The organism is Paenibacillus sp. sgz302191 (assembly GCF_057749925.1).
The window spans coordinates 38,809-53,964 of the sequence record NZ_JBYLHY010000028.1 but is presented as its reverse complement, the minus strand read 5'-3'; the positions used below and the strand labels follow the sequence as shown (position 1 = coordinate 53,964).

Sequence of the window (15,156 nt, the reverse complement as noted above, 5' to 3'; positions counted from 1 at the left end):
GCGGTCCTGCCGCAACAAATGCAATGCGAATTTGGTTTTAATTCCTATTTCTTATTATTTTTTGGAAGCGTCGAAAGCATTCATCAGGAACTTCTCAACATTATCGCATGTATGCTTACTCCAGATCTAAATATCTCTTTATTACTTCTTTAATTTTTGCCTTTGTTTCATCCGACTCAATATTACCGCATTTCATACCTAATCGTTCTTTACTTATTGCTCTTATCTGGTGCGCCATAGCGATTGAATCTTTAGGCAGACCCGTTTCTTCTTTTAAATAAACTTCAATGGGATATATGTTCCTGCCAGGTTTTACAGACGTTAATGAAATAACCGTTACAATCGGCAATGCCTGATTCACTTCTTCCACCGAAATGACAAGTACAGGTCTTCTGCCGGCTTGTTCTGACCCTTGAGTCGGATTTAAATCCGCCCAGAAAATTCCCCATTGATAGCTTACCATTCAGCAGTCCCCTTCGCCGCTTCATCATCTGCAGACTCAAAGGCTTTCATGCTTTCTTGCAAATCCTTCATAAACAAAGGATCTTTCGATGCCTGGGACATTTCCGCTTTCAACATCTCTTTTTCAATTTTTTTAGAATATTGTTCAAGCGCCTCTTTAACTCCGGCATTTACAGACGGTATAACATTCTCTTTAACAAAAAACTTATATTTCTCCACCAATTCAGGCGGCAGCGTAAAAGTTACATTTTTAGGTTTGGAAGTCTGCACTTAAATCACTCCTCTTATTGCACAATATTATTGCATAATATTATTGTATATGTTTTATGTTGTTTTTAAAATGCTTTTTGGCTCAAAAAGAGAAAAAGCCGATCAGACCGGACTTCACTTCACACTGACAGTGTTGTAAAGTCCTTCATCCGTACCGGCTCGCCTGCTTACCTCAATCTTCTTCTCGCTTCCCGGTTCAAACCGGATACCGCTTCTTCATACATCTCCGTCCAATTTCCCTCAAATCGCTTAAAAACCGCCGGATATTTCTTCTTAGCCCTGAGGATGCCCGCGGCAAACTCTTCTTTCATCGTCTTCATTTGAGCCAGCTGCCCCTGCGACAGTTGTGCTCTTATTTCGTCCAGCGTATCAAAATCCCTCAAGCCCTCATAAAACCATTCGATCGCATACAGTGCAACCAGCGGAAATAAATCCATATCTTCTTGCATGCGTTCGACTTCCTTCTTTACTTTCGCCAACTCCTGAACATCGCGGCGGGCTTCCCGAATCTCAGGCTGCTGCGGCTCAAAATAACAGGCTAAATCGGCGTATATTTCCGCTTCACGAAAGCGGTTGACGTCGTAGAAGCTTAGAAATTCCATCAATAGTGAGGCAGATACATACACTCGGTCTTCTTCCTCTTGAACGGATTTAAGGAATCTCTTTACGCGTGTCTGAACCTTGCCCCATAAATTCCATTTTTCCGCCTCCATCATCGAGTTGATCCAATCGATAAATTTCAGCAAATCCTCCGGTGTTTGAGATTGTTCGTCAGGAATAGCCGCTTCTGCGAGCAGCCATGCTTCCTCAGCCCGATCCAAATTCACGTAAGAGAGTAATATATTTCTTCTTAAAATATCAATTTGTTCCGGATACGCTTCTTTCGCTTCCAGAAGCTCCTCAAGCGCCTCTTGCGCCCTATCCTCTTCCAGAAGAAGCTTTCCCTTCAGCGAGGCTACAATCGCCTTCTCTTCATCAGTCGAAGCCAGGTCGCGTCCCAGACTAAACTGATGTTGGAAAGTCACCTCGTCCCCTTTCATAAGAGAGGCTTCCCCCAGCCCCAGGCATACGGACAAATTATCCGGCGATATTCGCTGCGCCTGTCGGAATAGTTCAACCGCTTCGTCCCAGCGCTCCGATTCCATCTTTTCCATCGCTTCGTCTACAATATTCTCCAGATTGTCCCCATACTTGCGAAGCAAGTCATATTCTTTACGTTTGATGGGGTCTTTCAGAGTCTCATAGGCTCCGCGAATTTGTTGAAACTGTTCCGGGTGCGTTTCCGGAGGAAAAGCTTTAACCTTCTCGATATAAGCCTTTTTGATTGAAGCTTGAGTTGCATTGGCGCGAATTCCAAGAATTTTGTAGTAGTTTTCAATTTTCGTTTTCGCCTTCGCTTTCTTCCGCGCAGGCCGCTTGGTTGCTTCCATACGTGATTCCTCCTACATTTCCAAATCAATAAGAGCGTCTGTTGCTTGATCTACAGCTTGCTCCAAACGTTCGGCATTATCATCTTGCAAGGCTTGTTCGAGAGCAGCAACGATCTCCTGAGCTGCCGCACGGCCCGGCTCATCAAGTTTCAACTGCAAGGCTGCTGCACGATCCCTCAACGTGACAGCCTGATTGCGGAGCTCGGAAGGAGAGACGGTTTCATATTCGTCTACTTCCTCATCCAACTCACTGTCCGCCATCAAATCAAGCAGATCCCAATCTTCGTCGTCTTCATCGACCTCTGGTTCTGAGTCCGCGACGTCTTCAACCGTTGCACTCCAGAGGCTCTCCAGTTTAGACAAGCTCTCTTCATAGGCGGCCTGAGAATCGCGCTGCAAAGCGTCCTGCACGGAAACAGTCATTGCTTTCCCTGTGCTGACGCATTTGGAAGATACTTCGAGAATACCGTTCAAATTGTATCGGAATGTTACTTCAATTTCTTCATTCGCATTCCGGTTCTCCGGAATACCTTCCATGAGGTAGTCTCCCAAAGGATGGTTATGTTTCACCCATTCGTGTTCACCCTGATAAATCTCAATGGACACAGCGGTTTGGCCAGGGGCAGCCGTATAAAACCTCTCCGACCTCGTCACGGGAATCGTCGTATTGCGGGGAATGATGGGCACGAATCCGCCGGGCTTCATCCTCCCCAGCTTGCCCTCTTTTAACGCTGCAACTCCCATCGAGAACGGGGCGACATCGGTAGCAATAAGTCCGCTGCTTGACAAGGCCCCGGACTTGAGCCCAGCCTGAACGGCAGCTCCTAACGCTACGGCTTCATCGGGATTCACGTCAGCGCGCGGCTTTTCCCAAAGTAGTCGGCAATCAGCTGATGCACCCGAGGTATCCGGGTAGAACCGCCTACCAGCAGTACGTGGTCAATATCCTTCCCGGACAACCCTGCATCGGCTACGACTTTGCGGACGCTGTCTAACGTTTCGGACAGCAAATCCTCAATGAGGCTTTCCAATTGTTCACGGCGAACTCGGACGAACAAGCCTATTGGCTTGTTTTCCTTGATCGTGACCAACGGGAGCTCCACGTTCGATTCGGACTGCGCGGACAACTCCATCTTCACCCTCTCCGCTTCCTGTTTCAAAAGCGCTTTGGCGCGAATATCGAATCGAGGATCTACACCGTGCTGAGCGATCATTTGTTCCGCGAACCAATCCACAAGCCGCCAATCAAAGTCCTCGCCGCCAAGGTGGCGATTGCCCGCAGAAGCTTTCACCTCGAGAATGCCGCTCATCATCTCCACGACCGAGACATCGAACGTCCCGCCACCCAAGTCGTACACGAGAATGTGGCAGTCCTCATTCAGATTTTGCAGTCCGTAAGCCAGTGCGGCAGCCGTCGGTTCGTTAATAATCCGCTCCACCACGAATCCGGCTAATTCACCGGCCTCCTTCGTCGCTCTCCGCTGTTCATCCGTGAAATAAGCGGGAACCGTTATGACGGCTTCTTTTTCTCCGTCTCCATACAGAGCATCGGCAAAACCCTTAAGCTCTTTAAGAATCAAAGCGGAAATCTCTTGCGGCAGCAGCTCCCTGCTTGCCAAAGGAATACGTTCGCTTTCGCCCATCTTTCTTTTCACAGCAGCGATCGTACGATGAGGCATAGCGACGAGCGCATCGCGGGCATCCTTGCCGACGATTGCTTTCCCCGACAAATCAATCATAACAACCGAAGGAATGATGGTATCGCCTTGAGAGGAAGGAATGAGTTCCGGTTTTCCATTACGTATGTAAGCAATGGCTGAATTTGTTGTCCCCAGGTCGATTCCTACAATAGGGCGAAATCCGTTATTGGTATTAGGTTCTGTCATTGCGTATCTCCCTCTCTCACCGTTATTACTTGAGCCTTGCGCAGCAAACGGCCATCCGCATGAAGATAACCCCGCTTAATGACTTCAACAACTTCGTAAGCCACATACTGTCTGACCTGATCTTTGGCTCTCTGGATCAATTCGGCCACGGGTACGGTCTGTAACGATTCTGCATGCCGGGGATCAAAGCTCCGTCCACGCACATTGATTTCATTAACGCCTAACGTCGCAAGAACCGCGATGACCTGATCCGCCCAACTAATCATCAGTTGCTCCCACGCCGACTGTTCCTTACCATGTAGTTGGGCAATCGCGTAATCCAGTTCATCCAACCAACTGATCAGCGCCCCAATAGTTCTTTGTTCCTTATGCTCGAACTGCTTGATGACAGACTGGGCCTGCTCATAAGTGGATTGCCAGCCTAGCAGTCCATCCACATTTTCGGACAATCGCTCCACTTTCCCCAAGACATCCTGGCTCGTTTTATATTGCAAGCGAGTCAGCTTATTCAATTGGTCACCCAACTCAGTTACCCGGGTATGGAGGTTTTCCATTAGCGGATCTTCCTGCTTCCTATTCCAAAACTTCCAGCTCATTTCCTGATTCTCCTCTATACACATAATGCCTTCATTATACCATCTTGACTAATGGAAAAAAGCCTGATCCGGCCGCGGCCGAACCAAGCTTCAATTCATATTTGTATGGTATGAGTTCAATTATTGGGCCGGCTCGATTAAGCCGTATTTGCCGTCGTTGCGCTTATACACCACATTCACTTGATCCGTATCCATGTTGGAAAATACAAAGAAGCTGTGACCCACCATGTTCATCTGCAGGATGGCTTCCTCGACATCCATCGGTTTCAGCGTGAAGCGCTTGTTGCGAACCAGTTCAAAATCGTCTTCTTCGTCCACATAAGCCGATGACGTATCGACTTTAAACAAATCCCGCTTGCCGCCTTCCTGGCGAATTTGCCGGTTGGCTTTCGTCTTGTGCTTGCGAATTTGACGTTCCAGTTTGTCTACAACCAGATCAATCGATGCATACATATCGTTATTCCGTTCCTCTGCCCGCAGCAGCACGCCTGATAGCGGGATCGTCACTTCAACCGCCTGATAACCTTTCAGAACGCTTAAAGTCACATACACATCGGAGGTAAGGGGAGCTTCAAAATACCTTTCTAGCCTTCTCAATTTCTTCTCGACGTAGTCCCTGAGGGCATCAGTTACTTCAAGGTTTTGTCCACGAATGCTAAAATTCATTGTGCATCTCTCCCTTCTACTACATTATACTACATTCCAGCCCATCTTTAAAATTCCTTCATATTTCGTTCTTGTTTTATTTTTATACAAAATATTACTCAGATGAGAGACATCAGGGAACCGACCAAAAACGCCGAGTCATGCTGATTCGGCGTTTGCGGGAAGGAAACTTTTCAAGTGCAAAAAAAGCCCTCAATCCTTTTGGAAAGAGGGCTTTATCGATTAATAGCATATTCTTTTACGGAGTCGTAACCGTGTATTCGCTAACTTCATAAGTCAAAATCTTATTAAAAATCACATAATCTTTCCTGCTACTGAAAGGCCCCTTGTTGTTATCATGCTTATTAATTGCATAAGATGCTGTGCCTGTTCCAGCAGATTTAGCTTCAAACCAAGAAATGAAAGCATTTACTTCTTTCATGGATAGATCGAACTCTTTTTCAAGACCAGTGTCTAGTGTGATTGTTAGAATAGCTCTTCTGTTATCATTGCTCGGAGGCACTTGTCCACCAGAAACTGTGAGTTTTTCCACGCTACCTGTGGCTGAAAGAGATGTGGTACTTCCACCAATAACGTAAAAATTCCCGTTTATATTTGCTGATCCATGAAGATATCTTGCATTAACCACACTTGGTTCTGTTGACCAAGTATTTGTCTCTAAATTATATGCCTCAACTGTATTTACTACTCCTGAAGCATTTGCTCCGCCTATTGCATATATTTTCCCTGCATAAACCTCCGCACTAAGAGCGCTTCTAGGAGTAGGCATATAAGATTGTGTACTCCATTTATCATTTATTGGATCATACTTTTGCATAATAGAGTAAATGGCACTAGCTTGATTATTTTTTCCACCGACTAAGTAAACACTATCACTTACTACAACTGCAGCTGCTCCGGTGTTTACCAATGGCATTTTAGACTTATATGTCCAAGTCTCAGAGACAGGATCATACACAGCTACTGTGTCAATCGAAGTATATGTATTCCCATAACCACCAAAAATATAAATTTTATCATTATACACAGCGGAGGCTGCTGCACCTAATACAAAAGGCATGTCTGCTTTCTTTGTCCAAGTGTCAGTAGTAGGGTCATAGACTTCAACTGTGCTAAGTGCTTCTCCACCACTCCATGATTGTAAATTTCCCGTATATCCACCCATTATATATATTTTATTATTTATAACTGCTTTAACTGCATAACCTCGGGCTTTCGACATACTTGTCTTTATAGACCATGTATTTTTAGTTGGATCGTATACCTGTACATCTGAGTATGCAGTAGATCCATTTGCACCACCTATTGAGTATATTAATCCATTTACTTGAACGACCATTGACCCTGTCCTTGGATTGGTCATTTCCTTTTGCTCAACCCAAGTCTGTTCAGAAGCAAAAACAGAGGAAATAGGAGCTACTAGGAAAATCATCATAGTTAACAGAATAATCGAAACAAGTTTTTTCAATACAATCTCTCCTTTATTTACTTATTCGATCATAATCATACATTTATTATAAAATCTTGTCTAAACATATGGTGGAATATTTTGAAAATTTTATTTTTTTAAATCAAACAACCAAATATTTAAAATTTTTCATGTGAAAGCAAAAAAAAGCTGCAGCGGAATAAGCGTGCAACGAAGGCTTTTGGCCTCTGTTTATCAAAGTAATGAAAAATCATTCTTAGATGAACAGGGGTTTCTTTATGCGTCCTAAAAATAGATTATTCCTGAAAAAAACATATACTTTCGTCACGAAATGTCCAACTGTCCACATTGTGAATCAAAAATAGTTCGAGCCCCTACTGTTCGAAAAAAAAATTGCTAAACTTCAAGGGGTCATCTTCGCTTGGAGTATGTCCTACCGCTGCCCAAATTCGCAATGCACTCATTCAGAAGCCCTCAGATGAACTGAATCGCCGCGGCGTCAAAACGACCGATCGTAACAGTGCTGGAATAGCAGATTAAATAAAAATGTACTTCGTAGAAGGTTCAGAAAAGATCCTGTAAAGTACCTTTAAGAAATTGAAAACAAGCATAGTATGCTGGTTATTCCGCTATAGAAAAAAAGGCTGAGGATTTTATCCTCAACCTTTTCTACGGTCAGCCCCATGCATCCACAGGGCTTCATTTCTGTTTGTATTCAAGCGGCTCTCTCAGCCGGATGATTAAAGTTTTGTCACGTTTGCTGCTTGCGGGCCGCGTGCGCCTTCTACAATATCAAACTCTACGGATTGACCTTCTTCTAAAGTTTTGAACCCATCGGATTGGATAGCGGAGAAATGTACGAATACGTCTCCACCGTCTTCGCGTTCAATGAAGCCATAGCCTTTTTCTGCGTTAAACCATTTAACTTTACCTTGCATTGCAGCACAATCCCTTCATTTTCAAATAAATGTAAGCCCTTACTTAACGAATATACCACTCGATAGATTGACATGTCAATTTATATGTACAAAATTTTTAGAAAATTCGCGTATTCACATTTCCTTAACATCGAATTTTGTCGTGAAAGCTTGTTTTCATTAGTTATTCACAAAATTATACACATTATCCACAGGTTCGTGATGAGGTTATTCACAACAAATTGGCATGAGCCGGATGAGTTGTGCACAATGAAATCACACTACTACATCGGGACATTTCTTTACCCACAGATCTTGTTTAAGTGTGTCAAATCGCTCTCTGTATGATATACAGAATTAATGCCGCGATACCTTTAGTGACCCATAAAAAATAAAGCCTCAAGGAATATTGATCCCTGAAGGCTTTAATTAGAGCCATTTCGTTTTCCTAGCCTGGATTTTACTTGCTCTGATAGATATCCATAATACGCTTATTGAGATCGCCGCATAAGGTTGGCCAGTAAAATTCCTCATAAGCATAATCTTGAATATGTTCGCACGTCCACTTTAGCTTTACCTTATTTTCACAGCTCATGACCAATGCTTCAGCCAGCTTAACGACGCTATCTACAGGGAAAATCTTCCCGTACATCTCGTTATTTGTAATATCCCGGCTTGCAGGAAGGTCAGAAGCCACTATAAAGCAACCATTCTTCGCAGCTTCCGGAAAAACTAATGGAAAGCCTTCGTCCCTGGACGGCAGACAGAACACTTTAGCTTTTCGATAAACATGCTCAAGCCGATCCCGATCCGATATAGGGCCCACAAATTCGATTCGGTCCCTCAGATCTGGATTTCGTAAGAAAAATTGATCTATATAGCTCTGGAACTTGGGCTCTATTCCTCCAACTAATTGAAGCTTCCAATCGGGCAAAGACCCCCTAGCCATCTGAAAAGATTCCAGCAATAATTCTGTTGCTTTTTGAGGCGTTCCCAACCGTCCGACAGTTAGAATAGTATTATCTTTATATTCATAAGGAATTTTTTCACGAATTCCATTATCGTAGAAGCCATTAGCGGAATGCACAATAGGCACAGGCCAAGCAGCGTTGATTTTCTCTTTGATGGACCTGCTTTCCACTGTAATTATGTCGCACAGTTTTAATAATCTAAAAACGTCATCGTTAAATTTCTCATGCACAATTCCAGATGGGGCGTCTAGTTTTAATAACACAATCCCTTTAGGATTTAAATGCTTATACAACGCAATCCATTTTAACGAATACTCCGTCAAGTGATAAACTTGCAATACATCTATATTCCTGGCTTGTTCATTAATATAAATAAGGCCGTTTGTAGCGAAGTTATCAGTTATCTTCCCTACCAGTTCCGTGCGAATCGTCTTTGATATATTCGGTTCATAACACGCAATCCAAGCCTCATAATGATAATGCTTCTGTAAGATGTAAGGAATCATTCCTACATCTTTTGTGAGGTGAAAATCTTGCGCATCCGGGAACAAAGTGCAAAAATTTAAAGTTGTTTTCATTTTTAATTTTACTCCAGATTAAGTGATGGTATCCATGAGAAGATCACTTTCATGAGAAAATTGGACGCATTTTTTCCTTTGGTACTGCAAACAATATTGTTTCAAAGCTAAGTATTGTACTATGATTCAATAAGTAAATGTAGTCTTCACAAAGTTGAGCAATAAACTCAGGTACATCTTGAAAATCACTTATTTGATGATATAGTGAAATAGCGAGAGTAGGGCGGAATTTGCTAATGGTGTTAACTGCCCCTTGCAGAGCTTTCATTTCAGCGCCTTCAACATCCATTTTTATGAAATCCACTTGTTCCAATCCATATTTAATTACCAAATCATCAATAGTCAAAGTTTGAACCGTTTGATCACTATTACCAAACGGTTCCATACTAACAAGGCTTGCGCCCCCACGGTCCACATAGTAAGCGGATTGATTGGATTCATTCCATACTGGATTCGGAACAACAGTGATTCGATTCTTTAGTTCGGGGTTCAAATCTAAATTACGATAAAGAATGTTCAAATTACTCGGAATAAACTCCATGGTGTAGACTTTTCCGCGTTGTCCGACTTCGTTCGCAAAGTACAACGCTGTGTCTCCCCAACAGCCCCCGCAATCAATGACAATATCATCCTCCAGCGCTTTGATATGCATTGAGGAGCTATGATGTTCATACTGTTTCGTCACAAAAATATGATGAATTCCGGGCGCAGCATTATACATCTGTATAGGAATACCTACGCTGTTTAAATTATAAATCTGTAAATACAATTTTTCATAAGCAGTAATTAACGTGTCTTGGGAAACAACCCAACCTCTGATCTTCTTTCTCTGTTCCCAGTATTTTGTATTATTTAGTGGAAGTTGAAGCTTCTGATTGCCTAAAATACGAAAAGTTAACACTTTTAAAAGTAAGTTTTTGGAATTTTCGTCGTGTAGAAGATTGAAGAGTCGAGATAAACCCTCGATATGTTTTGCAATAGCTTTACGTTCAGAAAGGACATCAATAATTTGAACATTCTGAATGGGGTGCTTCATCAAGTCCATGTACTCAATATCAACATTGTATTTATAATGATTAGGAAAATTCGAGTACACCTCTTTAAGCAATAAATATAAAAACGAATCAGGTTCCCTGTTTGTCTCCCATGCATCCGATAATTGGTACTTTCTTTCAACTTCTTCGAGATACTTATTTAAATCTGGAACTAACTCGGGTTTTTGAGAATAGTCGATTGCTATCGATAACATGTACTTAGCTTGCGAATCCTTACCTGCTTGAAACAAAATAAAAGCTAAATTGAATAACAAATCTGAGTCTATCGGATTCAACAGTAATCCAATTTCCGCGACTTCTTCCGCCTTTGCCAAATCATTTAAATGGAAAAATAGTGTCGACTTAATAGAGTAGATTTCAGGATCATTTAACACAACACGTTCTAATTCCTCAATGAGGCGCATGGATTCATTCAAATGTCCCCTTTGAATAAGCTCCGTAATCCTTTGTTTTATAGTGATTAATTGCTGATTAATATCTTGCATCTCGCCACGCCCCAACTAATTAAAGTTATAAAGATTACTACCAATCATCTTAGAGGACACATGCTACTTATTGTAGAATGCATATATGCAATCAATAACTTTATCAATATCTTGTTCCAGCATATTATAATATAATGGCAATCTAATTATTCTGTTGCTTTCACTAGTAGTAAATTGATCCGTATCTGAGAATTCCCCATATTTTTGCCCTACTTCAGTTGTGTGTAGAGGCACATAATGGAAAACCGCCGCAACTCCTCGATCTTTTAAAAATTGTATCAAGTTGCTCCTTTCTTCCAAATTCCGGGCTTTTATATAGAACATATGAGCATTGTGCTTACAATAAGCGGGGACGGTAGGTAGTGATAGGATCTCCAAATCATATAGTGGCTTTAGCTGAACAAAATATCTATTCCAAATAGAGAGACGGTTATCATTAATTTCCTCAGCTTTTTCCAACTGACCGAATAAAAAAGCAGCGTTCAGTTCGCTTGGAAGATACGAAGAACCTATATCAACCCATGTATATTTATCTATCTGTCCCCTAAAAAAACGTGACCGATTGGTTCCTTTTTCTCTTATAATTTCTGCTCGCTCATAAAGTGATTGTTCTTGGAATAGGATCGCTCCGCCTTCTCCACATTGCAAGTTTTTTGTTTCGTGAAAGCTGAAACAACCCATGTGGCCAATGGTCCCCAAATATTGACCCTTATATTGGCCCATGATGCCTTGAGCAGCGTCTTCTATCACCATTAGTTTATATTTTTCAGCCAAATGCATGATCGTGTCCATCTCACATGAGACGCCTGCGTAATGGACCGGAATGATTGCCTTTGTTTTTTTTGTAATGGCTTGCTCAATTAAATTTTCATTCATATTAAGGGTGTCAGGGCGTATGTCTACAAATTTTATTCGCGCCCCTCGTAAAACAAAAGCATTAGCCGTTGAAACAAAGGTATAAGAGGGCATAATAACTTCATCCCCAGGTTCTATGTCAGCCAATAAGGCCCCCATTTCAAGCGCATGTGTACACGAAGTTGTTAACAATGTCTTATGCGAGCCAAACTTATGTTCAAGAATCCCGCTGGCCATTTTTGTAAAGTATCCATCCCCCGATAATTTTCGGTTTTCAATGGCTTTTTTTATGTATTTTTCCTCGTTTCCCGTCACTGCAGGGACGTTAAAAGGAATCATAATTGTCTCCATCCCCAAATAAAATTTGCTGCATCCGGACCTGTGTGGAATAATAAATCTAATATCGTTACGTAGTGGTCAAAAGGTGGATGTATCTGAGGGTATACAGGGTATCCTGTATAATTCTTATAGATTAACTCTATCCCATTGTCAAAAAATGTTTGATCTGTTATATAGGTTTTTGCAGCAGGACCGGACACATAGACATCCGATTCAACAAGCTTTAATAAATTGATAAGTCGATCAAGCTTTGCGCCTTTTAAATTGTACTCTCGAGAATCTGAGAATTCAGTCTTGCACCCTAGGAAATCTTTTGAAATGACCTTTATAAGATATTGATTTAATTCCGATAAATTCATCCACTCTTTTTCCAGGTACACATTTTCAAGAAAATCTTTATATCTTTTGAAGAATGGAGCTCTAGAATAGTTAGCCTTAATAGTATAAAAATGTTTTTGGGCCCATCGTTTATTTTCGAGCGTAATTTCACATATCAATTTATCATTATGAGAACCGATTGGGATAGTTAACCATTGAGAACCTTGCTGTGACTTTATTTTATTACGGTTTCTCCAGTCGTTCTTGGTATATTGCACATCATCATAAAAAATAAATAGATCAACGTCGTTGATTATGTCAAAATATCCTTTCCAAGGAATATAATTTGATTGGATTATTGCAATTTTTCTCATAATACACCTATTATTTATAATGAATTTGGGAGATTCGGCCCCCGATTCGAGTTCCAGCATATAAATTGCTATAGTAATACGAATCGAACCCGGATTTTTCCATATTGTCAGCAATTAAATCGACATCGTATTCGACCCTTTTTAAATAAATTTTTCCATATTCGAATATTGCATACGCTGCTCTCCAATCACCATCTCTTGGTTGCCCAACAGACCCTGGATTACAATAAATTTTATCGCCCAATTCCGCCAACACTTGCACATGAGTATGACCAGAAAAAAAATAGGTTTCTTTTTTATCGGCAAAGTATTCAATTCTTAGTTCATATAAGTACTCATCCAATGAATCATTCCAGCCTCCATGCACCATGCTGATATCATTATGAGCAATATGTTCAACTGCATTCGTCAACCATTGTAAATTTTCATTTGTTATATTCGATCTTTGGAAATCCAGGCACCTATTAGCACTATTGGAACGAGGGCAGGGCGAATTATGAGCTAAATAATAATCATGATTACCCATCAGATTCACAACGTTACGATCCCGCAATAAATCAATACATTCATTAACCATGCAATAATACCCTGCAACATCGCCTAAAGAAATAATTTTCTTGCATTGCAAATGATCAATCTCATTCATTACGGCCTTTAATGCAGGGTAATTTCCGTGTATATCCGAAATAATCGCTAACATAGTGTTATCCTATCTTCAATATATCTTTGAGCGGAACCGTTTTTGATTTCCCGAATCGCAGGTATTTTACCTTCCAAGTAGAATTCAATACTCATCTCTGCTTCATTGAAACCGAAAGCACTTCTTAACGAAGTTGACGATGAAATTCTAGGATTAATTTCCAAAAGCAAAAATATCCCTGCTTTTTTTCTAAATTGGAAATTTGTCGGTCCTATTGGTTGGAAGACCTGACTTAAGCGCTTTACAAGATTTTCAAGTTCACTAATATGGCAAACTTTAGCCTTAGAAGTAGCTCCTTCACCACTTAATTTTCTCTGCAGTGTTATTTGCTGACAGATTGTTCCATCCCCTAAGCCGAAAGCACCAACAGTATATTCCTCTTCTTCGCTTCCAACAATCTCCTGAACCATAAAGTTATCTCTCAATTTATTCTTCCAAAAAGTAAATTCGTAATCTGAATATACTCTTTGTATTCCCTTTGAAGCGTAAGATCGCCTTGGTTTCACTAGCATAGGCACATTCAATTTTTCCGATAATTCAGTAAATTCACCTTCGACGTAGGAATTAATAACATCAAATTCATTTTGAATTAATTTTTGATGTGTTAACCATTTATCCGATGCTATATCTATTAACTCAAATCGGTTTAATACAATTTTAACATTCAAACCTTCGAATTTATCGAATTCTTTTGCTAAACGAAAACCATCTTGCTCAATACCTGGTATAATTAAATCAATCTTGTATTTTTTTACTATTTTTTCAATAAATATAGGATATTCTGGGGCATTTGCTGGAACAGCTTTTTCAAAAAAATCGCACCATTGTTGCCCAACTGCGTCTTCATAGATATCCATGCCTACGATGTTCACAGAGTACTTGGAATTTCTTAAAGATTTTATAATTCCGTATCCTATAATTGCTCCAACCCCTGTAACTAATACATTAAACATTGGTTATCCCTCCATTTCGAAAGTGTTCCTTAATCAACGTCAATCCAGCCCTCATATCAGTTTGAGGTTCATAATGTATCTGTTGATATAGGTCTATATCGTCAGGAATAAAAATTTCGGGAATACTAGGTTTATCTTCTAAAAATTTTACTGATCCAGTACCCTCAAAAATTTCCAATGCAAGTTCGGCGATTGTGCTTAATTTATAATTTTGAGGATATATACATGGGTATACTCCAATTATTTTGTTTTCAACAACCCGCTCAATAATTTCTACTAAATCACTTACGTATAGATAATTTCTAACCACATCTTTTTTTCCGAAGATCTCAATGTCATTTCCTTGCTGGGCACAATTAACAAAGTGATAGAGTAGCTTTTGATGTTTTTGAGCCTCCCCCATTTCATCATAGATTTGAGAAGGCAATAAAGCCGTATAGCGAATGCCCTGATTTTTGCAAATAAATTGCAAATTCTCATGTCCATGTTTTTTCGAAAGCCCATAAGAACCGAAATATTCATTTTCAACACAATCATAAGCAGAGAGGCTAGATATATATACGATCTGATCGCACCCAATTTTAGAGGCTAATAATCCAACTTTTAAAGATCCTACAGAATTTATTATTTCATTTGTTATTGTTTCTTCACCTGTATTTCCTAAAAAACTGGCAGCACAATGAACAATTACGTCTACTTTTTCTAATAAAGAATAATTATTTAATAAACTAATCTCAGTTTCATTTAAATCAATAAAAACATCTGAACGGTCACTTCGACCACATGTAATTACTTCATGTTTAATGCAAAGTGCATCGTTTAATCGTCTGCCTATCATAGATGTGTGACCGACAATCATGATTCTCATATTC

At 40.5% G+C, this 15,156-nt stretch carries 14 protein-coding genes and 1 pseudogene; all 15 read right to left on the bottom strand.

Annotation, left to right across the window (positions count from 1 at the left end; translation table 11 throughout):
• Positions 1-115: 115 nt before the first annotated feature.
• The gene (locus tag AC3G2T_RS29990; RefSeq protein ID WP_488437827.1) at positions 116-463 is read right to left on the bottom strand and encodes a type II toxin-antitoxin system PemK/MazF family toxin; all 348 of its coding nucleotides are present in this window, start codon (positions 461-463) and stop codon (positions 116-118) included.
• Positions 457-732 (bottom strand): hypothetical protein, encoded by a 276-nt coding sequence (locus AC3G2T_RS29985; protein ID WP_474684311.1) that lies wholly within the window; start codon positions 730-732, stop codon positions 457-459. The genes AC3G2T_RS29990 and AC3G2T_RS29985 overlap by 7 nt, the downstream gene beginning before the upstream one ends.
• Before the next feature lie 167 nt (positions 733-899).
• Positions 900-2,162 (bottom strand): J domain-containing protein, encoded by a 1,263-nt coding sequence (locus AC3G2T_RS29980; protein WP_488437826.1) that lies wholly within the window; start codon positions 2,160-2,162, stop codon positions 900-902.
• A gap of 12 nt (positions 2,163-2,174) precedes the next feature.
• A pseudogene (locus AC3G2T_RS29975) lies at positions 2,175-4,048 on the bottom strand (Hsp70 family protein).
• Complete coding sequence (locus tag AC3G2T_RS29970) at positions 4,045-4,644, bottom strand: nucleotide exchange factor GrpE (RefSeq protein WP_474684314.1); 600 nt, start codon at positions 4,642-4,644, stop codon at positions 4,045-4,047. The pseudogene AC3G2T_RS29975 and the gene AC3G2T_RS29970 overlap by 4 nt, the downstream one beginning before the upstream one ends.
• Positions 4,645-4,764: 120 nt before the next feature.
• Positions 4,765-5,310 (bottom strand): ribosome hibernation-promoting factor, HPF/YfiA family, encoded by a 546-nt coding sequence (gene hpf, locus AC3G2T_RS29965; RefSeq protein ID WP_474684315.1) that lies wholly within the window; start codon positions 5,308-5,310, stop codon positions 4,765-4,767.
• Positions 5,311-5,548: 238 nt separating this feature from the next.
• A complete protein-coding gene (locus AC3G2T_RS29960; RefSeq protein ID WP_488437825.1) occupies positions 5,549-6,778 on the bottom strand; it encodes a Kelch repeat-containing protein in 1,230 nt (409 codons plus the stop codon).
• A 701-nt stretch (positions 6,779-7,479) separates the two neighbouring features.
• Entirely contained in the window at positions 7,480-7,677 is a 198-nt protein-coding gene (locus tag AC3G2T_RS29955; protein WP_474684317.1) for a cold shock domain-containing protein, read from the bottom strand.
• A gap of 439 nt (positions 7,678-8,116) precedes the next feature.
• Positions 8,117-9,205 (bottom strand): glycosyltransferase family 4 protein, encoded by a 1,089-nt coding sequence (locus tag AC3G2T_RS29950; RefSeq protein ID WP_474684318.1) that lies wholly within the window; start codon positions 9,203-9,205, stop codon positions 8,117-8,119.
• 49 nt (positions 9,206-9,254) lie between these two features.
• Positions 9,255-10,745 carry an FkbM family methyltransferase gene (locus AC3G2T_RS29945; RefSeq protein ID WP_488437824.1) on the bottom strand — a complete coding sequence of 497 codons (1,491 nt, stop codon included), beginning with the start codon at positions 10,743-10,745 and terminating at the stop codon, positions 9,255-9,257.
• A 63-nt stretch (positions 10,746-10,808) separates the two neighbouring features.
• Positions 10,809-11,939, bottom strand: coding sequence for a dTDP-4-amino-4,6-dideoxygalactose transaminase (gene rffA, locus AC3G2T_RS29940; protein WP_474684320.1), 1,131 nt, complete (start codon positions 11,937-11,939; stop codon positions 10,809-10,811).
• Complete coding sequence (locus tag AC3G2T_RS29935; RefSeq protein ID WP_474684321.1) at positions 11,936-12,631, bottom strand: WbqC family protein; 696 nt, start codon at positions 12,629-12,631, stop codon at positions 11,936-11,938. The genes rffA and AC3G2T_RS29935 overlap by 4 nt, the downstream gene beginning before the upstream one ends.
• A 10-nt stretch (positions 12,632-12,641) precedes the next feature.
• A complete protein-coding gene (locus tag AC3G2T_RS29930; protein WP_474684322.1) occupies positions 12,642-13,331 on the bottom strand; it encodes a metallophosphoesterase family protein in 690 nt (229 codons plus the stop codon).
• Positions 13,325-14,284, bottom strand: coding sequence for an ATP-grasp domain-containing protein (locus AC3G2T_RS29925; RefSeq protein ID WP_488437823.1), 960 nt, complete (start codon positions 14,282-14,284; stop codon positions 13,325-13,327). Before AC3G2T_RS29925 ends, AC3G2T_RS29930 begins: the two co-directional genes overlap by 7 nt.
• Positions 14,277-15,152, bottom strand: a complete 876-nt coding sequence (locus AC3G2T_RS29920) for an NAD-dependent epimerase/dehydratase family protein (RefSeq protein WP_474684324.1) — start codon at positions 15,150-15,152, stop codon at positions 14,277-14,279. Before AC3G2T_RS29920 ends, AC3G2T_RS29925 begins: the two co-directional genes overlap by 8 nt.
• Between the last annotated feature and the right edge of the window lie 4 nt (positions 15,153-15,156).